Consider the following 24,079-nt stretch of genomic DNA (forward strand, 5'->3'; position numbering starts at 1 on the left):
CAGTAGAGAGGGGGGAAGGGGAGAAAAAGCCGAGGGCTCAGTCGTTCGCCCGGTAGGCCTCGGGAATCGTGAAGACCTCATCGGCGCGTGCGTAACCGCCGTCCTTGATCTCTTCGATGAGGACCATCGTGTGGGGACGCGCCGCCTCCGAGAAATACTCGACCAGCATGGCGGTCGTGCGGTGGACGATTTCCTCTTTCTGCGCGCGGCTGAGGGCGGCTTCGGGAACCTTGAAGTTGGCGAACGGCATGGTCTTCTCCAGTGCGGGGATGGACCGGACGCGGATCGGTCCGGCGTGTCGACCACGATAGTCGTTTCGAAAATCCGCGCTAGAATGCGGTTTCCAACATCACCGTTTCAGAAAACATAACAATCGGGGCAAGGTGTCATGGACCGGATCGACGTCATGCGGCTCTTCGTCCGGATCGTGGAGCGCGGAAGCTTCGCGCAGGCCGCGCGCGACCTGCAGCTGCCGCGCCCGAGCGCCACCCATGCCATCCAGCGCCTCGAGACCGATCTCGGCGTGCGCCTGCTCGAACGCACCACGCGGAACGTCCGTCCGACGCTCGACGGCGCGATGTATCACGAGCGTTGCGTCCGTCTTCTGGCCGACATCGACGAGATGGAGAGCGTATTTCGCGATGCCGAGCCGAAGGGGCCGCTGCGCGTCGACATGCAGGGCACCATCGCGCGTTTCTTCATCCTGCCGGCCCTGCCGGATTTCATCGCGCGTTACCCCGGCATCGCGCTCAACATCAGCGAAGCCGATCGCATGGTGGACCTGATCAAGGAAGGCTTCGACTGCGTTGTGCGTGCCGGCGAGCTCGCCGACTCGTCGCTGGTGGGGCGCCGTCTCACGTCGTTCGCGCAGGTGACGGTGGGCAGTCCCGCTTACTTCGCACGGCACGGCGTGCCCGCGACACCGGACGATCTCGAAGGGCACCGCATGGTGGCGTACACGGCGTCGGCGACGGGCCAGTCGTACCCGATGGAATTCGTCCTCAACGACCGCGTGCATGAGATACCGCTACCGCACGTCGTGGTCGTGCGCGGTGCGGAGATCTATACCGCTTCCTGCGTCGCGGGACTCGGACTGATCCAGGTGCCGCGTTATCGCGTCGCACATCAGCTCGCCGCGGGCGAGCTCGTATCGGTCCTCGACGACACGCCGCCGCCACCGATGCCGGTGTCCGTGCTGTATCCGCACAATCGCCAGCTCTCCCCGCGCGTGCGCGTGTTCATCGACTGGCTGGCCGACGTGTTCCGCGGCGCCGCCGGCGCGTAGCGAAGGACATCGTGCGCAAGCCGGGGTCGCGCGCGGCAAGACGCGAGCGTCGGAACGTATCGACATCCGTCGCCTGGTGCGCACGAGGCAACACCATCGTCCGTTCCACGGACCTAGTGGCATCCCGCACGGGTATCTACGATGAGGACATGCGGCCATCGCGCCGTCCTCCTGGAGGTTTTCCCCATGCATTCCGTAGCAACCCCCGTGCGTTCCCTCACGTCGGCAGCCAGCGATCCGGTACCGTCACGCTACGCCGTCAACGTCGGCGACATCGAAGTGCTGGTCATCAGCGACGGCATCCTGCCGCTGCCGACCGTGACGATGGCGCACAACGCGAAGCCGGCCGACCTGTCGAACTGGCTCGAATACATGTACATGCCGCCGGACCAGTACGACTGGCCGCTCAACGTGATGGTGGTGCGCAGCGGCGAGCAGACGATCCTCGTCGACGCGGGTCTCGGCGTGCAGTTTCCCGATTTTCCGCGCGCCGGACAGCTTCCGCAGCGTCTCGCCGCCGCCGGCATCGCGTTGAGTTCGCTGACCGACGTCGTGATCACGCACATGCATATGGATCACGTGGGCGGTCTGCTCGTCGACGGCGTGAAGGGGCAGCTGAATCCGGAGCTGCGTATCCACGTGTCGTCGAAGGAACTCGCGTTCTGGAGGGACCCGGACTTCAGCCGCGTGTCGATGCCGGAAGCCGTGCCGCCGGTGCTGCGCTCGACGGCGAAGCGGTTCGCCGAGGAATACAGCGACTTCATCCGTCCGTTCGACGGCGATACGCATCAGGTGGCGCCGGGTGTCGTGGCGCGCGTCACCGGCGGTCACACGCCGGGTCATTGCGTGGTCGATCTGAAGTCCGGCGAAGAGCGGCTCAGCTTCCTGGGCGACGCTGTCTTTCCGGTCGCGTTCGATCATCCCGAGTGGTTCAACGGGTTCGAGCACGATCCGGAAACGGCGGCGCGCGTCCGCCTCGACCTCTTCCGCGAGCTCGCGGCCAATGGCTCGCTGATGGTGGCGACGCACCTGCCGTTCCCGTCGGTCGGTCACGTCGCCGTCGACGGCGACGCGTTCCGCTGGGTGCCGGTGATCTGGGACTTCTGATCGCGTTCGCAGGGTGCATGACGAAGGCGGCACGTCGCGAGGCGCGCCGCCTTCGTCGCATCAGGACGTCGCGACGCGTGCGGTGTCGGCGGCGGCGTAGAACGCGATCTGATCGTCGAACGCCTTGGTGAACGCCGGCCGTGCCGTCGCACGGGCGAGATACGCGGCGCATGAGGGATAGTCCGCGAGCCCACCGAACCGGTCGACCAGGCGAAGCACATCGGCCATGAGGATGTCCGCGACGGTGAAACGCTCCGTGAGCCAGTCGCGGTCGGTCAGCACGCGCTCCAGGTTCTTCAGACGGCCGGCGAGGAACTCGTCGATCAGCCGGTGCGCCGGCGAGTCGGTCGTGTCCTCGAGAAACCGATAGAACGACCACGGAATGGTGGCGGCTTCCACCGAATTCAGTGCCGCGAACATCCATACGCGGGCCTGGTCCCGTTCCTTGCGATCGACAGGCAGCAGCGTGTCGCTCCTGCCGCCCAGATACTCGAGGATCGCGCCCGTCTCGAAGATCGTGACGTCGCCGTCCTGCAACCAGGGCACCTGGCCGAACGGCTGGAAGTGATAGTGTCCGGCCGTCTTCGGATCCAGCGGCGTGGTGGCGATCCGATAGGGCAGCCCCGCTTCCTCGAGCGCCCAGCGGATGCGCAGGTCGCGCACGAAACCACGGGGCGGCTCGGGAACCCATTCGAGCGTGGTGAGGATCAGTTCGGCCATGCGCTTCTCCTGTCGTACGGCCGATGGTAGAGGACCCGGCGTTCCGATGTCCGCGGATGCCGGGCACGAGGACTAGCCGGGGATGCGGGCGATCGCCTTGAGTTCGACGTCGAAGCCGGCAAGCCAGTTCACGCCGACGGCGGTCCATGTCGGATAAGGCGCTTCGCCGATCTCGGTCTCTCGGATCGCCATGAACGTGTCGAACTGGGCGGCGGGATCGGTGTGGAACGACGTGACGTCCAGCACGTCGTCGAACGTGCAGCCGGCGGCGGCGAGTACCTCGCGAAGGTTCGCGAAGGCGCGACGCACCTGGTCGTCGTAGCGCGGCTCCGGCGAGCCGTCTTCGCGACTGCCGACCTGGCCGGCCACGAAGAGCAGATCGCCCGCGCGCACGGCCGGCGAGTACCTGTGCGCGTCGTAAAGCGCGTGGCGGTTGGCGGGGAAGATCGCGGCGCGGTTGTTCATGGCATGTCCTTCGTGATGGGGTCGGTGGTCAGGAAAGTGCGGCGAGTTCGGTGTCGGTGAAGTCCGCTTCCAGCGCGATGGACCGCTGTTCGTCGAGTTCGGCGAGGCGCGCCGTGAGCGCGCGCCGGACGTTCGCATACGCGTCCGCACCCAGCACGAGGCGCTTCGGCAAAGGGCCCGTCGTGTCGGCCAGGCGGATCATGGCGTCGGTCATGCGATCCGGATCGCCCTTGATCACCCATTCGCCCTTGATGGCCTCGCGCAGCCGATCGGCGGGCGTTCCGGCGTAGTCGGCGAGGGGTTGCGCGCGCGCGAGATTCGCGCCGAATTCCGTCCGGGCGGCACCGGGCTCCACGAGCGTGAACGCGATCCCGAACGGCGCGACCTCCTGCGCCACCGCCTCGACGAACCCTTCGATGCCCCACTTGGTCGCGTGGTAGAGGCCGAAGGCCGGATAGGCGATCTGGCCGCCCTCGCTCGACACCTGCAGGATGCGACCACCACCCTGGTGGCGAAGATGCGGCAGCACCGCGCGGATCACCGCGATCGAGCCGATCAGGTTCGTGTCGACGATGTCCCTCACCTGCCGGTCGGTCGCTTCCTCGCCGGCGCCGAGCAGGCCATACCCCGCGTTGCTCACGACCACGTCGATGCGACCGACCGAGGCGAAGGCGTCGTCGACGGCGCGGCGCACGGCCGCCTGGTCGGCCAGATCGACGGGCAGCACGCGCACGCGTCCCGGGTGGGCCGCATCCAGATCGGAAAGGGCGTCCGCCCGGCGGCTGGTGCCGACGACGGTGTCGCCCCGGGCGAGCACCTTTTCCGCGATAAGGCGGCCGAGGCCGGACGAGACGCCTGTGATGAGCCAGTTCGTTGTCATGAAGGAGGGCCTGTGAGTAGGTGATGTCCTCACCATAGGCCCGGCCTGCCTGACTCACCAGACGTTGCAATCCGCATGGCTTACTGCAGAATCGCCATCAATGGCACGCCCGTCGCTCAATGACCTCGCCGCCTTCGTCGCCGTCGCCACGCACCGGAGTTTCCGGCGCGCCGCCGACGAGCTGGGTACGGCGCCGTCGACGCTCAGCCACGCCATGCGGGCACTGGAAGAGCGCATGGGTGTGCGCCTGCTCAACCGGACGACGCGTAGCGTGTCGCCGACGGAAGCCGGCACGCGGCTGCTCGGGCACCTTCAGGGCGCGCTCGCCTCGCTCGACGCCGCGCTCGAGAGCGTCGCGGATTTTCGCGGACGCGTGACGGGTACCGTGCGGGTCAACGCGCCGCGGCTCGCGGCGGCGATGCTCGTGCGCGACGTTCTGCCGGCGATGGCGGACCGCTTTCCGGATGTCACGGTGGACCTCGTGGTCGAAGGCGAGCTGGTCGACATCGTTTCCGCCGGATTCGACGCGGGCGTGCGACTGATCGAATCCATTCCGAAAGACATGATCGCCGTACCGATGTCGGCGCCGATGCGTTTCGTCTGCGTCGCGTCGCCCGTCTATCTCGGGCGGGCCGGCACCCCGGGCACGCCGGACGAGCTGACCCGCCACCGCTGCATCGGCCATCGCATGCCGAGCGGCAAGCTCTACCGGTGGGAGTTCGCGCGCGGCGGCACGACGCTGGTCGTGGATGCCGCGGGCCCCGTCGTTCTCGACGACGAGGCGCTGATGGTCGAGGCGGCGGTGAAGGGGCTCGGCATCGCATACGTGCCGGAACCGGCCGCCGCGCCGGACATCGCGGCCGGCCGTCTCGTGGAGGTGCTCGCACCCTGGATGGCGGATGCCGAGGCGATCGCCGTCTATTACCCCGGCCATCGCGCCGTACCGCCGGCGCTGCGCGCGTTTCTGGATGTGGTGCGGGAAACGCCGAAGAGCCCGCCGCTGGCTCCCGCCAGTGCGTGACGTCACAGAGGCCGGAGACCCGCCCCGGGCTGCCACAGCTCCTTGCGCGGAATGCGTTCCGCGATGAAATCCACGAACGCCCGCACACGCGTGGCCAGATGCTCGTGCCCGACGAACACCGCGTGGATCACCTGCAGGTTGCCCGCGTTGTAGGGCTCGAGCACCGGCACCAGCAGGCCGGCCTCGATATCGCGGTCCACGTGATAGGTCGCGAGGCGCGCGATGCCGAGGCCTTCCAGTGCCATGCGGCGCATCGTCTCGCCGTTGTTGACCTGGAAATTGCCCCGGACCGGTACGGGCGAGGACTGGCCGGTGGCCGGATCGAGGAACGGCCACTCGTGGAACGAGCGACCCAGGTTGAACGTCAGGCAGTTATGGCGTGCGAGATCCGCGGGCGTTTCGGGCATGCCATGACGCTCGAGGTACGCGGGCGAGGCGAACGCGACGAACCGCGCCTCGCAGATGCGCCGCGCTTTCAATCCGGAGTCGGGCAGGGTGCCGACGCGGATCGCCACGTCCGCGCGGTCCTCGACGAGGTCCACCATGTTGTCGTTGAGCGACAGGTCGAGCTGGACGTCCGGATAGGCCGCGAGGAACGCGGGAACGAGCGGCACGATCCGGCGCACGCCGAAAGACACCGAGGCGTTGACGCGCAGTTTGCCCGACGGGGTCGCGGCGCCACCGTGCGCCACCAGCCGCTCGGCTTCGTCAATGTCCGCCAAGACGCGCAGCGCGCGCTCGTAATAGGTTTCGCCCTCCGGCGTCAGCTGAAGCGTGCGCGTGGTCCGCACGATGAGGCGGGTGCCGAGCCGGCCTTCGAGACGGGCGACGATCTTGCTGATGGCGGACGGGGATAGACCGAAACTTCGCGCGGCCGCGGCGAAACTACCGGTCTGTACCACGCGCATGAAGGCTCCCATCTCGCCGGCTCGGTTGTCCATGCTGGTGCCTCATTCTTGAATTCATGGAACGAGTGTCTATACCGCCGGCTGGCTTGTCGCAAGCGGACGTGCGTTTCATATTACTCGTCATCGCCGGCCGGACGCATCGCTCGCGAACATATTCACGATCGTCCGGATCGAATCGACATCGTCCATCATCCCGGAGCATTCCATGAGCATCCGTCAGTACCTCCCCCATGGTCCCCTCGGTTTCGGTACCGCGCCGCTGGGCAACATGTTCCGCGACATCCCCGAGGACGAGGCGCTCGCCACGGTCGAGGCCGCCTGGGACGCCGGCACGCGTTACTTCGACACGGCGCCGCTGTACGGCGCGGGTCTGTCCGAGATCCGCCTGGGCAAGGCGCTGGCGAAGCACAAGCGCGAAGACTACGTGCTGAGCACCAAGGTCGGTCGCGTGATCCTCGACGAGATCGATCCCGACCAGAAGCTGGGTCAGGCGGGTCAGCTCTTCGCCGCCGGCCTGCCGAACAAGGTCGTCAACGACTATTCCGAGAAGGGCACGATGCTGTCGATCGAAGGCAGCCTGAAGCGCCTCGGCGTCGACCACATCGACTTCGTGTGGGTGCACGACGTGGCACAGGACTTCTACCGCGACGAGTGGCTGGCCATGTTCGAGTCCGCCCGCAAGGGCGCGTTCGTGGCACTCGACCGGCTGCGCGACGAAGGCGTCATCAAGGGATGGGGCCTCGGGGTGAACAAGACCGAGCCGGTCGAGATCCTGCTTGGCCTCGACGCGCCACGCCCGGACGCCACGCCGCTCGCTGGCCGCTACACGCTGCTCGACCACGCGCACGCGCTCCAGCGCCTGATGCCCGCTGCCGCGGCACGCGGCGTCGACATCGTCGTCGGTGGTCCGTACAGCTCGGGCATCCTCGCCGGTGGCAAGCATTTCGAATACGCGGAGGCGTCGCCGGAGATCGTCGCACGTGTCGAGAAGATCAAGGCCACGGCCGCGCGCTTCGACGTGCCGATCAAGGCCGCGGCGCTGCAGTTCTCGTTGGCCAATCCGGCCGTCGCCGCGGTCATCCCGGGCGCCAGCAAGCCGGAACGCATCCGTGAGGACCATGCCGCGCTCAATACCGCCATCCCCGCCGATTTCTGGGTCCACATGCGCGAGCAGGGCCTGGTCTCGCCGGATGCCCCGCTGCCCATCGATCGATAGAAATCGCCAATCCCGCGCGTGCCGTCATGGGGAACCCTGTGTCGGCGCGTCGCGCTCCGCCTCCCTTCATCCAAGGAATCCCCATGGCGCATTCCGCGCTCTTTTCACCTATCCGCGTGCGTAACCTCGAACTGGCCAATCGCATCGTCATCGCGCCGATGTGCCAGTACTCGGCCGAGAACGGCCTGATGAACGACTGGCACCATATCCACCTGGGTCAGCTGGCGATGTCCGGCGCGGCCCTGCTCACGATCGAAGCGAGCGCGGTGCTGCCGGAAGGCCGCATCACGTGGGGCGACGTCGGCCTCTACGACGACGCGACCGAGGCCGCGATGGCGTCCACCCTCGAGAGCGTGCGCCGCTGGTCGGATGCCGGCATCGGCGTGCAGCTGTCCCACGCGGGCCGCAAGGCCTCGACCGAGCTGCCGTGGGCCGGCGGGCATCAGATCGCTCCCGACCACGAGCATGGCTGGCAGACGGTGGCGCCGTCGGCCATCCCGTTCACCCACGGCACGCACGCACCGGTCGCGCTCGACCGCGAGGGCATGATCCGTATCCGCGACGCTTTCGCCACCGCGGCGACGCGCGCGGCGCGCATCGGGCTCGATTTCGTGCAGATCCACGCCGCGCACGGATACCTGCTCCATCAGTTCCTCTCGCCGCTGTCGAACCAGCGCACCGATGAATACGGCGGCTCGCTCGAGAACCGCATGCGCTTTCCGCTCGAGGTGTTCGACGCGGTACGCGCGGCGTTTCCGGCCGATCGCAATGTGACGGTGCGCGTGTCGGCCACCGACTGGGTCGACGGCGGCTGGGATATCGAACAGACGGTGGCCTTCGCGAAGGCGCTGGAAGCCCGTGGCTGCGACGCCATCCACGTCTCCACCGGCGGCCTGCACGAAGCGCAGAAGATCGCCGTGGGCCCGAGCTACCAGGTTCCCCACGCGCGGGCGGTGAAGCAGGCGGTGTCCATTCCCGTCGTGGCGGTCGGCCTGATCACGAGCCCCGAGCAGGCCGAGGCCATCGTGGCCACGGGCGATGCGGACATGGTCGCCATCGCGCGCGCGGTGCTCTACAACCCGCGCTGGCCGTGGCACGCCGCGGCGGAACTCGGTGCGACGGTCCGTCCGCCCAAGCAGTACCTGCGCTCGCAGCCGTCGAAGCATCGCCACCTGTTCGGCGTGAACGGACCGGTGGGCGCGACCCCGACCTGGGTGCGCGACGAGGACGGTGCCTATCGTTGATTTTGTTCAATCCATCGGGACCGCCTGCGATTAGTGTGAAGCCTCCCATCAAGGAGGCTTCCGCTCATGGCCGCACCGTTCCCACCTTTCACGCACGAGACCGCCACGCAGAAAGTCCGCCTTGCCGAGGACGGCTGGAACAGCCGCGATCCCGCGAAGGTCTCGCTGGCGTATAGCCCCGACAGCAAATGGCGCAACCGCGCCGAGTTCGCCAACGGCCGCGAGGAGATCGTGGCGTTCCTCACCCGCAAGTGGGCGAAGGAACACGAATACCGTCTGATCAAGGAACTCTGGGCCTTCACCGGCGACCGGATCGCCGTGCGTTTCGCGTACGAATGGCACGACGACAGCGGCAACTGGTTCCGCTCCTACGGCAACGAGAACTGGGCGTTCGACGAGAAGGGCGAGATGCACCATCGCTACGCGTGCATCAACGACCTGCCGATCAAGGAAAGCGACCGCAAGTTCCATTGGCCGCTGGGTCGCCGCCCGGACGACCACCCGGGTCTTTCCGATCTCGGTCTCTGAGGGCGCGCATGCGACGGATGGCGCGCGCCGGCGGGACGCGGGATCATGCTCGGCTCGACCAACGGAAACGCCGGGCATGACGAAGGAACCGAAGCGCTGCGCGTGGGCGGGCAGCGATCCGCTGTACACCGCGTACCACGACACCGAGTGGGGTGTGCCGCTGCATGATTCGCGGATGCTCTGGGAGCAGCTGATGCTCGAGGGCTTCCAGGCCGGCCTGTCGTGGATCACGATCCTGCGCAAGCGCGAGAACTTCCGGAAGGCCTTCAAGGGATTCGATCCGGCGAAGGTCGCCCGCTTCGGCGAAAAGGACATCGTCCGCCTGCTGGACGATGCGGGCATCATCCGGTCGCGCGCGAAGATCGAGGCGACGATCGCCGGAGCGCGCATCTACGAAAGCATGCGCGAGCAGGGCGAATCGTTCGACGCGTATTGCTGGTCGTTCACCGACGGCAAGGTGTTGCGCGGCGACGGGCGCACCGTGCCGGCGCAGACGCCGCTCTCCGTCACGATCTCTAAAGACCTGAAAAAGCGCGGCTTCAAGTTCGTCGGCCCGACGATCACCTACGCCTGGATGCAGGCGGTAGGGATCGTCGACGACCACACGGCGGGATGCTTCCGCCGCTGACGCGCGTCACGCGGCCGCGCGGGCCAGCTTCGACGCCGCGGCCGGCGTGTTGCGGAAGGCGACGCCGAGGCGGTTGAACGCGCTCATGAGGGCGATGGCCACCGAGAGATCCGACAGCTCCTTTTCGTTGAACTCGGCGGACGCCGCGGCGTAGTCCTCGTCCGGCACGCCGGTCTGGGCGACGTTGGCGAGCGACTCGGCCCACGCCAGCGCGGCCTGTTCGCGCGCGGTGAACACGTCGCCGGCTTCGCGCCACGCGGGCGTGAGAATCAGCTTCTCGAAGGGCACGCCGTGCTTCACCAGATCCTGCGAGTGCATGTCGATGCAGTACGCGCAGTTGTTGATCTGGGAGACCCGCAGATAGACCAGGTCCACCAGATTCCCGTCCAGACCGCTCTGGGCGAGGTAGCCATGGACCGCGATAAGGCCCTTGACGCTGTCCGGCGCGGCTTTCATGTAGTTGATGCGCTTGCTCATGCTCGTGACTCCAGAGGGTGGGTGGGGAGGACAGGGGTTATCGTGCGCCCGGCTCGGGACACGGGAAAGAGCCAAGATCGGTCGCCGCGGATGTACCATCCCTCCATGGACGGGTCCTTCGGCATACAGCTCGATCGCGGCGGGCGACAGTCGTTGTCCGGACAGATCGCGGACGGCATCCGGGCCGCGATCCGCGACGGGCGTCTCGCACCGGGTGCGCGGTTGCCCTCGTGGAACGATCTGGCCGCGCAGTTGGGCGTCGCGCGCGGCACGGTGCGCGCGGCCTACGAGCGATTGGCCGATGGCCAGTTCGTGGTGCCTTCCGGTGCCGCGGGTACGCGCGTTGCGCGTCGACCGCCGGCGACCCGACCGGCCACCGAGCCCGTCCGGGGTCAGTCGTCGCTCGGCGCGTTTCCGGCCGGAGCGATCCGGCCGATGCCGTTCCAGGTGGGTGTACCTGCCGCCGATCTGTTTCCCGCGACGCTCTGGTCGCGCATGCTCGCCCACGCGGCGCGATCGATCGGTCCCCTCGGCTATCCCGACGCACGGGGCGAGCCGGAGCTGCGGGCCGAGATCGCCGGTTACCTGGCGGTGGCACGCGGTTTCGCCTGCCATCCCGCGCAGGTCTTCGTCACCCACGGCTATGCGGGAGCGTGCAGCATCGTGCTGCGTGCGCTGAAGCTGCACGGCGCGGCGGCGTGGGTGGAAGACCCGGGCTATCCCTTCGCGCGCACCGCGCTGGGCTGGGCGGGCGTCACGCCGGTGCCCGTGCCCGTCGACGAGGAGGGCCTGGTCGTGGCCGAGGGTATCCGCCGTGCCCCCGACGCCGCGGTCGCGCTCGTGACGGCGGGGCAACAGGCTCCGCTCGGCATGCCCCTGTCGCTCGAACGACGGCATGCGTTGCTCGACTGGGCGCACTCGGGCGACCGCTGGGTGATCGAAGACGATTACCTCGGCGAGCTCCAGCTCGCGCGCCATGCGGCGCCCGCGCTCGCATCGATGGACGCGCGCCGCGTGATCCACATCGGCAGCTTCAGCAAGACGATGGCGCCGGCGTTGCGTGTCGGTTACCTCGTGGTCCCGCACGACCTGATCGGCGCGATCGGCGAAGTCGTGGGCACCCTGGACCCGGCGCCGCCACCGATCCTGCAGCACGCGTTGACGGCGTTCATGCACGACGGCCACTACCTGCGGCACCTGCGCCGGATGAAGCGCGCGTATGCCGAGCGCCGGGCGGCGCTTTCGAACGCGCTGCAACGTCTCGGCGTGCCGCACGACGCGACGGGGTTGTCGGTGATCGCCCGATTGCCCGACGGTGTCGACGACCTCACGGTGGTGCAGGCGGCGCTGGAGGTCGACCTTTCGCCGGTACCGCTGTCGCCCTGGTACAGCGGCGACGTGTCGCGACACGGCCTGATCCTCGGCGTCACGAACGTGCCGGCGGAGCGGGCCGCGGGATACGTCGAACGTCTGTGGGACATCGTCCGCCGCCAGCTGCCGTAGAATCCGCGCTTCGCCCGACCGGACACGACCTTGCCGCCCGACCCGACGCCCTTCGTCCACGATCCCGTGTTCTCCGACGCCGATCGCGCGTGGATGGCGCGCGCGCTGGCGCTGGCCGCCCACGCGCGCGACGCCGAGGGCGAAGTGCCCGTGGGCGCGGTACTGGTGATGGACGGGCAGGTGGTCGGCGAAGGCTGGAACCGCAACATCACGCTCAACGATCCCACCGCGCACGCCGAGATCCAGGCCCTGCGCGCCGCGGGGCAGGCGGTGTCCAACTACCGGTTTCCCGGTGCGACGCTCTACGTGACGCTGGAGCCGTGCGCGATGTGCGCCATGGCGATGGTGCACGCGCGCGTGGGCCGCGTGGTGTTCGGCGCCACGGATCCGAAGACGGGTGCCGCCGGCAGCGTGTTCGACACGCTGATCTCGCCACGACACAACCATCGCGTGGACGTCGTCGGCGGTCTCGACGCCGAAGCGGCCGGCGACATGTTGCGGGCGTTCTTCCGCGCCAGGCGCTAGGCGTCGGCCCAGGGCGCGAGCGCGTCGGCGCAGGAGCGTTCGACCTTCAGCGAGATCAGCGCATCGGCACGCGTGACGCCGAAGTTCACCGAGGCGATCGGCAGTCCGCGCCGCGAGGCTTCGAGCACGAAGCGATACCCCGAGTACACCATCAGCGACGAGCCCACCACGAGCATCGCATCGGCGCGCGCGAGGTGGGCCCACGCGGTGTCGACACGTGCGCGCGGCACGTTCTCGCCGAAGAACACGACGTCGGGCTTGAGGATGCCGCCGCAGATCGTGCAGGGAGGAATATGGAAGGCGGAGAAGTCGACACCGTCGAGGTCGGCGTCGCCATCCGGCGCGATCGTCGCCTGCAGTGCGAGCCACGCCGGGTTGGCGTCCATCAGGCGGCGCTGCATCGCCTCGCGTGTGCTGATGTCGCCGCACTGCATGCAGCGCACCCGATCGAGCCGTCCGTGCAGGTCGACGACGTTGATGCTGCCCGCACGCTCGTGCAGGCCGTCGACGTTCTGCGTCAGCAGGAGCTCGATGCGGCCCGCGCGCTCCATCGCGGCGAGCGCACGGTGCGCGACGTTCGGCGCCACCGCGGCGAAGTGGCGCCAGCCGATCATGCCGCGCGCCCAGTAACGGGCCCGGGCCGGCGGGCCGCTCATGAACATCTGCAGGGTCATGGGTGGGCTGCGCTTCCACGCGCCCTGATCGTCGCGGTAGTCGGGAATGCCCGAATCGGTGCTGATGCCGGCACCCGTCAGCACGAACAGCCGCGGATGCGCGTCGACGAAGTCGCGCAGCGGATCGCCCGGGGTGTCGTGGTTGACGGTAACGGTGCTCACGAAGCGGGACTATAGCCTATCGGTGTGGCGTGCTCGCGAAGCGTTTCCAGCACGTGCGAGGCGTCGCGGGCGAAGCGGCGTATGGCGCGGTCCAGCTGGGCATCGCGACCACGTCGCAGGTCGCGCTCGAGCGCCAGGCCGATGCGTGCCAGTTCGCTGGCTTCGGCCATGCCGAGCGCGCCGGATACGCGATGAAGCCAGGCGCCCAGCGAGGACACGCCGGGTGCGTCCAGCAGGGCGTCGAGGCCGGCCAGGTCGCGACTCAGGGCCTCGTCGAGCGCGGCGATGACCTCGCGCAACGCGGCATCGCCGCCCAGGGTGTCGCGCAGCGACGCGACGTCGATGCGCGGCGCGGGGCGGGGCAGATCGAAGCCGACTTCGACGATGGCGCGGCTGCCGATGTCGCCACCGGACTCCACGTGGATCGTGCCGCCGAACGGGGCGATCGCGGCGGACGCGGCACGAAGGCGCTCGTCGCCGTCGCGCGTGTCCGCCGTGTTCTCGTCGGCGACGGTGAAGTGCACGATCTGCGAGCTCGCGTCGTCGCCCACGACGTCCACGTGCAGCGCGACGCGCCAGGTACGTCGCGTGAGCGAGCGGTCGAGCAGCAGGCGCAGCGCGTCGCCGAGCGGAACGATGGGGCCGGAGAGATCCGGCGCGAGGGCAGGATCGATGTCGAGTTCGAGCCGCATGCCGCGGGCCCGCGCTTCGTGCGCGTAGTGGCGGCCCAGCGTCGCGAGAAGCTGGGGAAGCGTTCCGCATTCGCGCAGGCGTGCGCGGAAGCCGATACCACGGCAAGCGGATAACAGCGATGCGATACGCCGGCGCAGTGGCGTCGCAAGGCGCGATGTGCTCAACTCTGCCCCCCGTCGACGGCGCGACAGACCCGCCCGCCACGGACTGGACAAGCAGGATAAGGATGGATCGAATGGTCTACCGCGTCATTCTGGCGGACGATCACCCCGTCGTATTGAAAGGGCTCAGCCTGGCCCTCGCCAGGGACGGCCTCGCGACGGTGGTCGGCGAAGCGCAGTCGCCCGAGGAGTTGCTGTCCGTGCTGGCCGACACGCCGTGTGACGCGCTCATCACCGATTTCAGCATGCCCGGTGCGGGCCTCGACGGCTTCGCGCTGCTGCGCGAGGTGCGGCAGACGTATCCCGACCTGCCGGTGATGGTGATCACCACGCTGGCCAACCCCGCGTTGTATCGCGAGATCATGGGGACGGGCGTGCGCGGCCTCATCGGCAAATCGGGCGACGCGCGGGAAATCCCCGAGGCGCTCGTGAAGATCGTGTCTGACCATGTTTACCTCGGAGCCTCCGTTCGCGAAGTGATCGGCGCGCCGCAGGGCGAGCCGATGGGTAAATCGGGGACACTGGCCGATCTGTCGCCGCGCGAACTCACCATTCTGCGCCTGTTCGCCGCGGGAAACAGCATCACCGACATCGCCAGGGTCACCGGCCGCGGCATGTCGACCGTCAGCCAGCAGAAGAAAAACGCGATGCGCAAGCTCGGCCTGGAAATGGAGGCCGAGATTTTCGAGTACATCGATCGCCTGCGTCTGTAGTCCCGAACGCTCGACACCGTCACGATAACCGTGCCGGACGCGTCCGGACATGGAAGAAATCGGAAAACGCATCGTATGCTTGGGACTTCCGGATCGCCGGGCGTGGCATGCACGCCCGCTTGACACCCGGGGCCGGACGCCCGGCCTACAATGCCGCGCCCGACGCGCGCGGCGCGACGACCAGTACGAGGAGTAAGCATCGGTGAGTGCCCATATCAGCCCGCTCGCGGGAAAACCGGCGACGGAAGGCAAGCTGGTCGACATCGACGCCCTCGTGGCCGCGTATACCGACCTTCGCCCCGACCCCTCCGTGCCCGAGCAGCGGGTCGCGTTCGGTACCTCGGGGCACCGCGGCGTCTCCTTCGACCGTTCGTTCAACGAATGGCACGTGCTGGCGGTGGTGCAGGCCATCTGCGAATACCGCCGCACGCAGGGCGTGGACGGCCCGGTCTACGTCGGCATCGATACCCATGCGTTGTCGCAGCCGGCGTTCCGCAGCACGCTGGAAGTGCTGGCGGCCAACGAGGTGCCCACGTTCGTGTCGGCGGACGGCGAATTCACCCCCACGCCGGCGGTGTCGCACGCGATCCTCATGCACAACCGCGGGCGCGAGCGCGGCGAAGCCGACGGCATCGTGATCACGCCGTCGCACAATCCGCCCGACAGTGGCGGCATCAAGTACAACCCGCCGCACGGCGGCCCGGCGGACACCGATGCCACCGGCTGGATCGCGAAGCGGGCCAACGAGCTGATCGAAGGCGGCCTGTGCGACGTGCGCCGCATGCCGTTCGATCGCGCGATCAAGGCGGGCACGACGAAGTCCTTCGACTTCCTGCAGCAATACGTCGGAGATCTGGACAACGTGCTGGACCTCGACGTGATCCGCGCCAGCGGCGTGCGCATGGGCGTCGATCCGCTCGGCGGCGCCGGCGTGCATTACTGGGCCGCCATCGGCGAGCGCTACGGCCTGAACCTCACGGTCGTCAGCGAAGTCGTCGACCCCACGTTCTCGTTCATGTCGCTCGACTGGGACGGCAAGGTCCGCATGGATCCCTCGTCCTCGTACGCCATGCAGCGCCTGATCGGCCTGAAGGACCGGTTCGACGTGGCGTTCGCGTGCGACACCGATCACGATCGCCACGGCGTCGTCGCGCCCAGCAAGGGGCTGATGCCGGCCAACCATTATCTCGCGGCCGCCGCGTGGTACCTGTTCCAGAATCGTCCGGGCTGGCGCGCGGATGCCGCCGTCGGCAAGACGGCCGTCAGCACCGGCCTGCTGGACCGCATCGCGCACGACCTCGGTCGTCCGCTGCGCGAGGTGCCGGTGGGCTTCAAGTACTTCGTTTCCGGGCTCTTCGACGGCAGCCTCGGCTTCGGCTGCGAGGAGAGCGCGGGCGCGTCGTTCCTGGCGAAGGACGCGTCGGCGTGGTCCACGGACAAGGATGGCCTCGCCGCCGCGTTGCTCGCCGGCGAGATGACCGCGCGGCTCGGCAGGGATCCGGGCGAGATCTACGCGGGCATCACCGCGAAGCTCGGCGATCCCGCCAATTCGCGCATCGACGCGCCGGCCAGCCACGCGCAGAAGGCGATGCTCTCGAAGCTCGAGCCGCGCCAGGTCACCTCGACGTCGCTCGCGGGCGACCCGATCGTCGGCGTGACGAACGAAGCCGGCGGCCAGCGCATCGGCGGCATCAAGGTGAGTTCGGCGCAGGGCTGGTTCGCGGCACGTCCTTCCGGCACCGAAGACATCTACAAGGTGTACGGCGAAAGCTTCCGCGGCGAGGAACACCTCCAGAAGGTGCTCGCCGAAGCGCAGGCCATGGTCGACGACGCGTTGTCGGGCTGATGTCGCACGATACCGCCCCGATCCGCGTGCTCGTCGGTTCGCGCAACCCGGTGAAGGTCGGCGCGGTGCGTAGCGCGCTCGCGCCCTTGTTCCCGGGCCGCCTCGTCGAGTGCGAAGGCATGCACGCCCCGTCGGGCGTTCCCGACCAGCCCATGACGTCGGCAGAGACTCGCGAGGGCGCGTTGAACCGCATGAACTTCTGCCGCCAGCATGGCGACGCGGACTTCTACGTCGCGCTCGAAGGCGGCGTCGACGTGACGCAGGATGGTCCCGGCACCTTCGGTTACGTGGCCATCGCCCACGGTGCCGACGTGTCGGTGGGCTGCAGCGCGTGGCTGCCCCTGCCGCCGGCCGTGTACGAAGCGCTGCTCGAGGGCGAGGAACTGGGCGACGTCATGGACCGCCTGTTCGGCACCGTGAACATCAAGCAGCAGGGCGGGGCCATCGGGCTGGTCACCAATGGCCACGCGACCCGCGAATCCGCCTACACGCAGGCGATGGTGCTGGCCATGGCGCCGTTCCTGCACCCCGATCTCTACGACCTCGACCCGGAACGCACCGCACGGGAATAACACTTGTGCGTACGGGTTAACGTTTTTTCCGCATTGCAACACTTGAATCGCGCCCGGTGCGCCGCATTGAGGGTCGGTACGGCGGACTACCGCCTCTTCAGCTACCGGACCCTCGCCATGAATGCCCCTTCGATCCCGCTCGAACCCGTCGACACCTTCGATTACGTCATCTTCGGCGCCACCGGCGACCTCACGATGCGCAAGCTGCTGCCGGCGCTCTATCGCCGTTTCGCCGAAGGACAGGTGCCCGCCGATTCGCGCATCGTCGGCACGGCGCGGTCGCCGCTCGACGACGCCTCGTATCGCGAGCGGGCACGCAAGGCGCTGGGCGAGCACGTGCGTGCCGACGAGCTGGTCGACGCGACCGTCGACCGGTTTCTGGCGATGGTCCATTACGTGAGCCTCAACGGCGCGGACCCGACGGGTAACTGGGAGGGCCTGAAGACGCTCCTGGCATCCGGTCCGGCGCCGGACGCGCGCGTCCGTGTGTTCTACCTCGCGACGGCGCCCGACCTCTACGGCGACATCGCGCGCAACGTGGACGAGAAGGGCCTGCGCACGGACACCTCGCGCATCGTGCTCGAAAAGCCGATCGGCACCGATCTGGAAACCGCCCGCAAGGTCAATGAGGGCGTCGGTCGCCATTTCCCCGAGAACAGCATTTTCCGTATCGACCATTACCTCGGCAAGGAAGCCGTGCAGAACATCATCGCGCTGCGTTTCGCCAACCCGATGCTCGAGCGGATGTGGGACCACGAGTCGATCGAGTACGTGCAGATCACCGCGGCGGAAACCGTCGGCCTCGAAGGCCGCGGCGGCTACTACGACGGCTCGGGCGCGCTGCGCGACATGATCCAGAACCACCTCCTGCAGGTGCTCACCGTGGTCGCGATGGAGCGTCCGGCGTCGCTGGAAGCCGATGCGCTGCGCGACGAGAAAGTGCGCGTGCTGACGTCGCTGAAGCCGCTGGATCGCACGAACCTGCGCGCCAACGTGTCGCGCGGCCAGTACGTGGCCGGCACGGCGGGTGGCAGGACCGTTCCCGCCTATCGCGAAGAACTTCCCGGCGAAACGCCGAGCAACACCGAGACCTTCGTCGCGCTCAAGGCGGAAATCGATACGCCGCGCTGGCGCGGCGTGCCGTTCTACCTGCGCTCGGGCAAGCGCATGCCCGAGAAGGTCACGGAGGTCGTGATCCAGTTCCGCGCCGGCGAGCCGGGGCTGTTCGGCGAAGCCCGCCCGGGCAGCCGCCTCGTGATCCGCGTGCAGCCGAACGAGAGCGTCACGCTGCCGCTCTTCGTCAAGCAGCCCGGCAACAGCTTCGGCCTCGACGAAGTCGACGCGCTGTCGCGCCTCGGCGAGCCGGACCGCATCCGCTACCGCGACTCGTACGAGGGCCTGATGCTCGACGCCGTGAAGGGCAGCCCGGCGCTGTTCGTGCGCAAGGACGAGACCGAAGCCGCGTGGCGCTGGGTGACGCCGATCCTGGAAGGCTGGCGCGACGACACCGTTGGTCCCGACACTTACGAGGCGGGCACCTGGGGGCCGGAATCGGCCCGCGAACTGCTTCGTCAGGCGGGTCATGCCTGGGTGGAAGACGACGCCGCCTGAGATCCGTCTCCATTGCATACAAGACGATCGCCCGCATTATGGGGAGAGTGCCGCACAGGGGTGTCGCACCCCCCATAAGGCGTTCGTCTCATGTCCCCTCAGGAGGCCATCATGTCCGAGTATCGCAAGACGCCCGAAGCCCTTTCGCGCCTCACGCCGGAGCAGTTCCGCGTGACGCAGGAGAGCGCGACGGAGCGCCCGTTCCACAACGCGTTCCACGATAGCCACGACGAAGGCATCTACGTGGACATCGTGTCGGGCGAGCCGCTGTTCTCGTCCCTCGACAAGTTCGACAGCGGGTGCGGTTGGCCAAGCTTCACCACCCCGCTGGAAAGCGAGCACGTGCTGGAAAAGACGGACACGACCCACGGCATGGTCCGCACTGAGGTGCGTTCGACGCACGCCGACAGTCACCTGGGCCACGTCTTCCCCGACGGCCCGCGCGACCGGGGCGGCCTGCGTTACTGCATCAATTCCGCGTCGCTGCGTTTCGTGCCTGTCGCCGACCTCGAAAAGGAAGGCTACGGCCAGTACGCCAGCCTGTTCGCCAACACGAAGGGAGGTGCCGCATGACTGGCAAGACCGAGAAAGCGATCCTCGCCGGTGGCTGCTTCTGGGGCATGCAGGACCTGATCCGCAAGCAGCCTGGCGTGATCTCCACGCGCGTGGGTTACACGGGCGGCGACGTGCCGAACGCCACCTACCGCAACCATGGCACGCATGCCGAAGGCATCGAGATCGAGTTCGATCCGGCGAAGCTCAGCTACCGCAAGGTGCTGGAGTTCTTCTTCCAGATCCACGATCCGACGACGAAGGACCGGCAGGGCAACGACATCGGCCTCAGCTACCGTTCGGCGATCTTCTACCTCGACGACGCGCAGAAAGCGGTCGCGGAAGACACGGTGGCCGACGTGAACGCGTCGGGCCTGTGGCCGGGCAGGGTCGTGACCTCGATCGAGCCGGCCGGCGCCTTCTGGGAAGCCGAACCCGAGCACCAGGATTACCTGGAGAAGTACCCCAACGGTTACACCTGCCACTTCATCCGCCCCGACTGGGTGCTGCCGAAGCGCGCCGCCTGACGTACACCCACCTCCCTGCCGGCTCTGGTATAAGGGCCGGCAGGGGATGTGCACCCGGTACGGGGCGCACCGGAACGAGGGGGCTCGTGTCGACATGGATAGCGCGTATTCCGCGGACCGGCGGCGGTCCTTCTGGCGTCGTCGCGGCGCGTTGCTGTGGCTCGTCCTGCTTGTCGCCATCGCCTTCCTGCGCGCGACCAATCGTTATCTGGTCGGTGTCGCCAACGACCACGTCACGCCGTACCTTCCCAAGCTCCTCGAGGAACTGACCGGCTCGTTGAGTTTCGGCGCGTTCCTGCCCCTCCTGTTCTCCGCGCTGCGTCGCGTCCGATGGACGTGGTACGCGCACGTGGGCATCTTCGCCGGCCTCTCGATCGCGCAGGCGAGCCTCATGATCGGGTTGCGCCAGATCGTCTTCCGGGTGGCGAACCTTCCCGATTACGCGTACGCGCCGGACGTGTGGCACTACCTGATGGAAGTGCCGACCCAGCTCTTCTTCTACGTGGTGATCGTCGCCGGTTTCTGGCTCTTCGCGCGGTATCGCGAGGGCAAGGCGCGCGAACTGCGCGCGGTGCAGCTGGAAGCCGCGCTGTCCGAAGCGCGTCTCGAGGCCCTGCGGCTGCAGCTCAATCCCCATTTCCTGTTCAACACGCTCAACGCGGTGTCGGAGCTGATGTACGAGCGTCCGAGGATCGCCGACGAGATGCTTTCGCGCATCGGCGAGCTGCTGCGCGCGACGCTGTCCGCGAAAGCCCAGGAACACTCGCTTTCCGAGGAATGGCGGCTCGTGTCCCTCTACACCGACATCCAGCGTGCGCGCTTCGGCGAGGGGCTGGACGTGGTGCTCGACGACGACCCGTCGCTCCATGAGCTGCGCGTTCCGTTCCTGCTGCTCCAGCCGCTCGTGGAGAACGCGATCGAGCACGGCGGCAGTGGCGACGACCGGAGCGTGCGTATCGATGCCACGCGCCAGGCCGGGCGTCTCACCGTTCGCGTGCGCGATGCCGGGGGTGTCGATACCGTGCGCGCCGGGCATGGCATCGGCCTCGGCAACGTGGGCGCGCGTCTGCGCCACCTCTATGGCGACGACGCCGGCGTCCGGCTCGAACCCGTGGCGGAGGGCGGCAGCGTCGTCACGGTCTGGCTGCCCGCGCGTCGATGGGAGGCCGCGTGAGCCTGCGCGCGATAGTCGTCGACGACGAAGCGCCCGCCCGCGCCAAGCTGCGCCGGCTGCTGGCCGAGAACGACGGCGTGCGCTGGGTCGGCGAGGCCGTCGACGGGCCCTCGGCGGTCGCCCTGATCCATCGCGAGCGGCCCGACGTGGTCTTCCTCGACATCACGATGCCCGGCATGGACGGCTTCGGACTGCTGCAGGTGCTCGGCGATCCGCTGCCCGCGGAGGTCGTGTTCGTCACGGCGCACGACGACGAGGCGGTGCGCGCGTTCGAAGTGCACGCGTTCGATTACCTGCTGAAGCCCGTCGGCCCGGAACGTTTCGCGCGGGCCATCGAGCGACTGTGCGCGAAGGTGAAGCCGGCGCTGGGTATCGAAGGGCGGCTCGACGGCCTCATCGACGGGGCGCCGCGAGCGGCGCATTACCTCGAACGCGTGTTGCTGCCGAGTGGCGACACCGCCGAACTCGTGCCCGTGGAGCGCATCGACCGGTTCGAATCCGACCGTAATTACCTCCACGCCTATGTCGACGGCACGCCGCGCCGTTTGCGCGGCACCCTCGATGCCATGCTGGCGCGCCTGCATCCCGGCCGCTTCGCGCGCGTGAATCGCTCGACGATCGTACGGCTCGACGCCATCCGGCAGGTGCAGCCGTGGCCCGATGGCGAGCGGCGGCTGCTGATGGTCGACGGCGCGCGCGTGACGTGGACGCGTCGTTACCTCGCGGCGCTGCCGGCGTCCATCGCGCTCTAGCGACCCGCGTTCGTCCCTGCGCGGCCGGCCTTCGTCCCCACGGACGATCCGGACGCTCAGGCGCGAAGGCATGCTTCCTCCCCACCACGGAGGATCACACATGACCCGTCATCGCACGCTCGTCGCCGTCGCCATCGCCGCGGTCTGCCTCGGAGGCGCCTGGATCGGCATCCGGACGGCCACCGACGCCCTGCGCGTCGCCGCCGGCGTGGCCGCGCACCACGTCTGCTCCATGACCTTCGTCGGTGGACAGGATCCGTCGCGCACGTACGACGAACTCGTGGTGCCGGTGATCGGTTCGTTCGCCGGAAGTCTGCTCACGCCCCAGGTGTCGCGCGAGGGGCGTCGCGTCGACGTCGATGGCCCCTTCCGCACGCTTGCCCGTGCCGATTTCACCCCGGGACACGGCTGTCGCCTCGCGTTGCCCGGCAACCGGCCGCTGACGCCAGCGACGGATCGGTGGCAGCCCGCCGCCGACGGTCTGGCGCCGGACCATCGCGTGGCCGCCAGCCAGCCCGGTCTCGCCGCCGCCATCGATCGCGTGTTCGCCGAAACGCCGGGCGCACCCGTCAAACGCGTGAAGGCCGTGGTGGTGGTCAGGGACGGACGCGTGATCGCCGAGCGCTACGCCGATGGCGTCGACGAACGCACGCCGTTGCTGAGCTTCTCCGTGGCGAAGTCGTTCACCAACGCGTTCCTCGGAATCCTGGCGGGGAGAGGGCAGGTGCGGGTGGATCGCCCGCTCGACGCTCCCGAGTGGCGCACGCCGGGCGACCCGCGTGCGTCGATCACCATCGAGGACCTGATGCGAATGCGCAGCGGTCTTGCCGCCGAGGAAGCGGAGTCCGCCTTCAGCCCGGTGGCACGCATGCAGTTCCTGCACGCCGACATGGCCGGTTTCGCGGCCGGGTTGCCGGCGAAGGAGCCGCCCGGAAAGACGTTCGAGTACACCTCGGCGGATACCTTGCTCCTCGACCGCCTGATCGCGGACAAGGTCGGCGGTGGCCCCGGTGGCCTGCGCGCCTTCGCTCGCCGCGAGCTGTTCGGTCCGCTCGGCATGGGCGACGTCGTCATGGAATCCGACGGGCAGGGCACGTTCGTCGGGTCGACGTTCGTGTACGCCAGCGCGCGCGACTATGCGCGTCTCGGCATGCTCTACCTGCGCGACGGCGTGGCGCCCGACGGCCATCGCATCCTGCCGGAGGGGTGGGTGGCGTGGTCGCGCCGGTCGACGCTGGGCACGCCATACGGCGCGGGCTTCTGGACGAACGACGGCCCCAGCGAATTCGCGGCGCGCCGCGTGGCGGCGGGCTTTCCCAAGGACGGTTTCTTCGCGAGCGGCACGATGGGCCAGCGGATCTACATCGTGCCGTCGCAGCGGCTCGTCGTGGTGCGGTTCGGCTACTCGGCACCGCCGGACTTCGGCATCGCCGACGACGTGGCCCTCATCGCGGCGGCTATCGCGGGCGCGTGATCCCGAGCAGGTCGGGCATGCGATCGATGAGTGCCACGGCCCCTGCGCTGGCGAGGTCGAGCTCCTTGCGGTAGCCATACGTGACCATGACCAGCGCGGTGCCCGCATCGTGCGCCGCGAGCATGTCGCTTTCCGAATCGCCCACCATCAGCGTATCGGCGACGGCGACGCCGGCCTGGTTCGCCAGCCAGGTCAACGGCACGCCACTGGGCTTGCGTTCGGGCATCGTGTTGCCGCCGACGATGCCGTCGACGTACGGCAGCATGCCGCGCACCTCCAGCAGCGGGCGCACGAATTCTTCGTTCTTGTTCGTGCACACGGCGACCTTCACACCCTGCGCGTGCAGCGCCGCGAGCGTGTCGACCACGCCGTCGTACGCGACCGCGTCGAGCGCGGTCTCCTTGTAATGCACGAGGAAGCCGGGCATCACGTCGTCGATGTCCGCGTCGCTGCCGGCGTCCCTGAAGGCATAGGTGATCAGCCGGCGGGAGCCTTCGCCGATCCAGCGCTCGATGGTGGCCTCGTCCCGCGTCGGCAGTTTCCAGTCGCGCAGCGTGCGGTTAACCGATTCGGCGATGTCCTTCACGCTGTCGACGAGCGTGCCGTCGAGATCGAAGATGACGAGGGAGTAGGGAAAGGCCAAGGGGATGCTCCGGCACAA

At 68.3% G+C, this 24,079-nt stretch carries 26 protein-coding genes and 1 pseudogene; 18 read left to right on the forward strand and 9 right to left on the reverse strand.

The window, feature by feature from the left end:
• Nucleotides 1-37: 37 nt before the first annotated feature.
• Nucleotides 38-250, reverse strand: a complete 213-nt coding sequence (locus BMX32_RS14555) for a tautomerase family protein (RefSeq protein WP_089979805.1) — start codon at nt 248-250, stop codon at nt 38-40.
• Between the two features lie 138 nt (nt 251-388).
• Between BMX32_RS14555 and BMX32_RS14560 the strand changes: the two genes are divergently transcribed.
• Both BMX32_RS14560 and BMX32_RS14565 read left to right on the forward strand, forming a co-directional pair.
• On the forward strand, nt 389-1,285 hold the full coding sequence (locus tag BMX32_RS14560; RefSeq protein ID WP_089979806.1) for a LysR family transcriptional regulator: 897 nt from the start codon (nt 389-391) through the stop codon (nt 1,283-1,285).
• Nucleotides 1,286-1,471: 186 nt separating this feature from the next.
• Nucleotides 1,472-2,392 (forward strand): MBL fold metallo-hydrolase, encoded by a 921-nt coding sequence (locus tag BMX32_RS14565; protein WP_089979808.1) that lies wholly within the window; start codon nt 1,472-1,474, stop codon nt 2,390-2,392.
• Nucleotides 2,393-2,452: 60 nt separating this feature from the next.
• On the opposite strand, the gene BMX32_RS14570 is transcribed toward BMX32_RS14565, so the two are convergent.
• The 3 genes from BMX32_RS14570 to BMX32_RS14580 form a co-directional block, all read right to left on the reverse strand.
• Complete coding sequence (locus tag BMX32_RS14570; protein WP_089979810.1) at nt 2,453-3,112, reverse strand: glutathione S-transferase family protein; 660 nt, start codon at nt 3,110-3,112, stop codon at nt 2,453-2,455.
• A 72-nt stretch (nt 3,113-3,184) separates the two neighbouring features.
• Nucleotides 3,185-3,577 carry a RidA family protein gene (locus BMX32_RS14575; protein ID WP_089979811.1) on the reverse strand — a complete coding sequence of 131 codons (393 nt, stop codon included), beginning with the start codon at nt 3,575-3,577 and terminating at the stop codon, nt 3,185-3,187.
• 28 nt (nt 3,578-3,605) lie between these two features.
• A complete protein-coding gene (locus BMX32_RS14580; protein WP_089979813.1) occupies nt 3,606-4,457 on the reverse strand; it encodes an SDR family oxidoreductase in 852 nt (283 codons plus the stop codon).
• Between the two features lie 100 nt (nt 4,458-4,557).
• On the opposite strand from BMX32_RS14580, the gene BMX32_RS14585 reads away from it, so the two are divergent.
• Nucleotides 4,558-5,478, forward strand: coding sequence for a LysR family transcriptional regulator (locus BMX32_RS14585; RefSeq protein WP_089979814.1), 921 nt, complete (start codon nt 4,558-4,560; stop codon nt 5,476-5,478).
• A gap of 2 nt (nt 5,479-5,480) precedes the next feature.
• Here BMX32_RS14585 and BMX32_RS14590 read toward each other — a convergent pair whose 3' ends face one another.
• Complete coding sequence (locus tag BMX32_RS14590; protein WP_089979816.1) at nt 5,481-6,419, reverse strand: LysR family transcriptional regulator; 939 nt, start codon at nt 6,417-6,419, stop codon at nt 5,481-5,483.
• A gap of 172 nt (nt 6,420-6,591) precedes the next feature.
• Between BMX32_RS14590 and BMX32_RS14595 the strand changes: the two genes are divergently transcribed.
• The 4 genes and pseudogenes from BMX32_RS14595 (at nt 6,592) to BMX32_RS14610 (ending at nt 10,002) form a co-directional block, all read left to right on the forward strand.
• Entirely contained in the window at nt 6,592-7,602 is a 1,011-nt protein-coding gene (locus BMX32_RS14595) for an aldo/keto reductase (protein WP_089979817.1), read from the forward strand.
• Between the two features lie 83 nt (nt 7,603-7,685).
• Nucleotides 7,686-8,759, forward strand: a pseudogene (locus tag BMX32_RS14600) (NADH:flavin oxidoreductase/NADH oxidase); the annotation flags it as partial.
• A 153-nt stretch (nt 8,760-8,912) separates the two neighbouring features.
• Nucleotides 8,913-9,374, forward strand: a complete 462-nt coding sequence (locus BMX32_RS14605; RefSeq protein ID WP_089979820.1) for a nuclear transport factor 2 family protein — start codon at nt 8,913-8,915, stop codon at nt 9,372-9,374.
• 76 nt (nt 9,375-9,450) lie between these two features.
• Nucleotides 9,451-10,002 (forward strand): DNA-3-methyladenine glycosylase I, encoded by a 552-nt coding sequence (locus BMX32_RS14610; protein ID WP_089979822.1) that lies wholly within the window; start codon nt 9,451-9,453, stop codon nt 10,000-10,002.
• Nucleotides 10,003-10,008: 6 nt separating this feature from the next.
• Here BMX32_RS14610 and BMX32_RS14615 read toward each other — a convergent pair whose 3' ends face one another.
• Entirely contained in the window at nt 10,009-10,479 is a 471-nt protein-coding gene (locus BMX32_RS14615) for a carboxymuconolactone decarboxylase family protein (RefSeq protein WP_089979823.1), read from the reverse strand.
• Nucleotides 10,480-10,584: 105 nt separating this feature from the next.
• Between BMX32_RS14615 and BMX32_RS14620 the strand changes: the two genes are divergently transcribed.
• Nucleotides 10,585-11,982, forward strand: coding sequence for a MocR-like pyridoxine biosynthesis transcription factor PdxR (locus BMX32_RS14620; RefSeq protein WP_170843672.1), 1,398 nt, complete (start codon nt 10,585-10,587; stop codon nt 11,980-11,982).
• 30 nt (nt 11,983-12,012) lie between these two features.
• Nucleotides 12,013-12,507, forward strand: a complete 495-nt coding sequence (gene tadA, locus BMX32_RS14625; RefSeq protein WP_343123858.1) for a tRNA adenosine(34) deaminase TadA — start codon at nt 12,013-12,015, stop codon at nt 12,505-12,507.
• On the opposite strand, the gene BMX32_RS14630 is transcribed toward tadA, so the two are convergent.
• Both BMX32_RS14630 and BMX32_RS14635 read right to left on the reverse strand, forming a co-directional pair.
• On the reverse strand, nt 12,504-13,343 hold the full coding sequence (locus BMX32_RS14630) for an NAD-dependent protein deacetylase (RefSeq protein ID WP_089979826.1): 840 nt from the start codon (nt 13,341-13,343) through the stop codon (nt 12,504-12,506). The genes tadA and BMX32_RS14630 overlap by 4 nt on opposite strands.
• A complete protein-coding gene (locus BMX32_RS14635) occupies nt 13,340-14,035 on the reverse strand; it encodes a hypothetical protein (RefSeq protein WP_089979828.1) in 696 nt (231 codons plus the stop codon). Before BMX32_RS14635 ends, BMX32_RS14630 begins: the two co-directional genes overlap by 4 nt.
• 119 nt (nt 14,036-14,154) lie before the next feature.
• Between BMX32_RS14635 and BMX32_RS14640 the strand changes: the two genes are divergently transcribed.
• The 9 genes from BMX32_RS14640 to BMX32_RS14680 all read left to right on the forward strand — a co-directional run bounded on the left by BMX32_RS14640 (nt 14,155) and on the right by BMX32_RS14680 (nt 23,418).
• Complete coding sequence (locus BMX32_RS14640) at nt 14,155-14,910, forward strand: response regulator (RefSeq protein ID WP_089979830.1); 756 nt, start codon at nt 14,155-14,157, stop codon at nt 14,908-14,910.
• Between the two features lie 202 nt (nt 14,911-15,112).
• A complete protein-coding gene (gene pgm / locus BMX32_RS14645; RefSeq protein ID WP_089979831.1) occupies nt 15,113-16,756 on the forward strand; it encodes a phosphoglucomutase (alpha-D-glucose-1,6-bisphosphate-dependent) in 1,644 nt (547 codons plus the stop codon).
• The gene (gene yjjX, locus BMX32_RS14650; protein WP_089979833.1) at nt 16,756-17,328 is read left to right on the forward strand and encodes an inosine/xanthosine triphosphatase; all 573 of its coding nucleotides are present in this window, start codon (nt 16,756-16,758) and stop codon (nt 17,326-17,328) included. The genes pgm and yjjX overlap by 1 nt, the downstream gene beginning before the upstream one ends.
• 117 nt (nt 17,329-17,445) lie before the next feature.
• Nucleotides 17,446-18,939: a glucose-6-phosphate dehydrogenase gene (gene zwf, locus BMX32_RS14655; protein ID WP_089979835.1), complete on the forward strand. Its 1,494-nt coding sequence runs from the start codon at nt 17,446-17,448 to the stop codon at nt 18,937-18,939.
• A 111-nt stretch (nt 18,940-19,050) separates the two neighbouring features.
• Complete coding sequence (msrB, locus tag BMX32_RS14660) at nt 19,051-19,512, forward strand: peptide-methionine (R)-S-oxide reductase MsrB (protein WP_089979837.1); 462 nt, start codon at nt 19,051-19,053, stop codon at nt 19,510-19,512.
• On the forward strand, nt 19,509-20,018 hold the full coding sequence (msrA, locus tag BMX32_RS14665) for a peptide-methionine (S)-S-oxide reductase MsrA (protein ID WP_089979839.1): 510 nt from the start codon (nt 19,509-19,511) through the stop codon (nt 20,016-20,018). Before msrB ends, msrA begins: the two co-directional genes overlap by 4 nt.
• Before the next feature lie 94 nt (nt 20,019-20,112).
• Nucleotides 20,113-21,192, forward strand: a complete 1,080-nt coding sequence (locus BMX32_RS14670) for a sensor histidine kinase (protein WP_170843673.1) — start codon at nt 20,113-20,115, stop codon at nt 21,190-21,192.
• On the forward strand, nt 21,189-21,944 hold the full coding sequence (locus BMX32_RS14675) for a LytR/AlgR family response regulator transcription factor (RefSeq protein ID WP_211664230.1): 756 nt from the start codon (nt 21,189-21,191) through the stop codon (nt 21,942-21,944). Before BMX32_RS14670 ends, BMX32_RS14675 begins: the two co-directional genes overlap by 4 nt.
• A 100-nt stretch (nt 21,945-22,044) precedes the next feature.
• Nucleotides 22,045-23,418, forward strand: a complete 1,374-nt coding sequence (locus BMX32_RS14680) for a serine hydrolase domain-containing protein (RefSeq protein WP_170843674.1) — start codon at nt 22,045-22,047, stop codon at nt 23,416-23,418.
• Here the strand turns inward: BMX32_RS14680 and BMX32_RS14685 are convergent.
• The gene (locus tag BMX32_RS14685; protein ID WP_089979845.1) at nt 23,402-24,061 is read right to left on the reverse strand and encodes an HAD-IA family hydrolase; all 660 of its coding nucleotides are present in this window, start codon (nt 24,059-24,061) and stop codon (nt 23,402-23,404) included. The two genes, BMX32_RS14680 and BMX32_RS14685, sit on opposite strands and share 17 nt — an antisense overlap.
• Nucleotides 24,062-24,079 lie beyond the last annotated feature (18 nt).

It is taken from the genome of Luteibacter sp. UNCMF331Sha3.1, assembly GCF_900109915.1.
Classification (GTDB): Bacteria; Pseudomonadota; Gammaproteobacteria; order Xanthomonadales; family Rhodanobacteraceae; genus Luteibacter.

What these genes read in the sequence shown, in the direction of transcription:
- BMX32_RS14555 (WP_089979805.1), bottom strand. Translation starts at nt 250, where the DNA reads ATGCCGTTCGCCAACTTCAAGGTTCCCGAAGCCGCCCTCAGCCGCGCG.
- BMX32_RS14560 (WP_089979806.1), top strand. Translation starts at nt 389, where the DNA reads ATGGACCGGATCGACGTCATGCGGCTCTTCGTCCGGATCGTGGAGCGC.
- BMX32_RS14565 (WP_089979808.1), top strand. Translation starts at nt 1,472, where the DNA reads ATGCATTCCGTAGCAACCCCCGTGCGTTCCCTCACGTCGGCAGCCAGC.
- BMX32_RS14570 (WP_089979810.1), bottom strand. Translation starts at nt 3,112, where the DNA reads ATGGCCGAACTGATCCTCACCACGCTCGAATGGGTTCCCGAGCCGCCC.
- BMX32_RS14575 (WP_089979811.1), bottom strand. Translation starts at nt 3,577, where the DNA reads ATGAACAACCGCGCCGCGATCTTCCCCGCCAACCGCCACGCGCTTTAC.
- BMX32_RS14580 (WP_089979813.1), bottom strand. Translation starts at nt 4,457, where the DNA reads ATGACAACGAACTGGCTCATCACAGGCGTCTCGTCCGGCCTCGGCCGC.
- BMX32_RS14585 (WP_089979814.1), top strand. Translation starts at nt 4,558, where the DNA reads ATGGCACGCCCGTCGCTCAATGACCTCGCCGCCTTCGTCGCCGTCGCC.
- BMX32_RS14590 (WP_089979816.1), bottom strand. Translation starts at nt 6,419, where the DNA reads ATGGACAACCGAGCCGGCGAGATGGGAGCCTTCATGCGCGTGGTACAG.
- BMX32_RS14595 (WP_089979817.1), top strand. Translation starts at nt 6,592, where the DNA reads ATGAGCATCCGTCAGTACCTCCCCCATGGTCCCCTCGGTTTCGGTACC.
- BMX32_RS14605 (WP_089979820.1), top strand. Translation starts at nt 8,913, where the DNA reads ATGGCCGCACCGTTCCCACCTTTCACGCACGAGACCGCCACGCAGAAA.
- BMX32_RS14610 (WP_089979822.1), top strand. Translation starts at nt 9,451, where the DNA reads ATGACGAAGGAACCGAAGCGCTGCGCGTGGGCGGGCAGCGATCCGCTG.
- BMX32_RS14615 (WP_089979823.1), bottom strand. Translation starts at nt 10,479, where the DNA reads ATGAGCAAGCGCATCAACTACATGAAAGCCGCGCCGGACAGCGTCAAG.
- BMX32_RS14620 (WP_170843672.1), top strand. Translation starts at nt 10,585, where the DNA reads ATGGACGGGTCCTTCGGCATACAGCTCGATCGCGGCGGGCGACAGTCG.
- BMX32_RS14635 (WP_089979828.1), bottom strand. Translation starts at nt 14,035, where the DNA reads ATGCGGCTCGAACTCGACATCGATCCTGCCCTCGCGCCGGATCTCTCC.
- BMX32_RS14640 (WP_089979830.1), top strand. Translation starts at nt 14,155, where the DNA reads ATGCGATACGCCGGCGCAGTGGCGTCGCAAGGCGCGATGTGCTCAACT.
- yjjX (WP_089979833.1), top strand. Translation starts at nt 16,756, where the DNA reads ATGTCGCACGATACCGCCCCGATCCGCGTGCTCGTCGGTTCGCGCAAC.
- zwf (WP_089979835.1), top strand. Translation starts at nt 17,446, where the DNA reads ATGAATGCCCCTTCGATCCCGCTCGAACCCGTCGACACCTTCGATTAC.
- msrB (WP_089979837.1), top strand. Translation starts at nt 19,051, where the DNA reads ATGTCCGAGTATCGCAAGACGCCCGAAGCCCTTTCGCGCCTCACGCCG.
- msrA (WP_089979839.1), top strand. Translation starts at nt 19,509, where the DNA reads ATGACTGGCAAGACCGAGAAAGCGATCCTCGCCGGTGGCTGCTTCTGG.
- BMX32_RS14670 (WP_170843673.1), top strand. Translation starts at nt 20,113, where the DNA reads ATGGATAGCGCGTATTCCGCGGACCGGCGGCGGTCCTTCTGGCGTCGT.
- BMX32_RS14680 (WP_170843674.1), top strand. Translation starts at nt 22,045, where the DNA reads ATGACCCGTCATCGCACGCTCGTCGCCGTCGCCATCGCCGCGGTCTGC.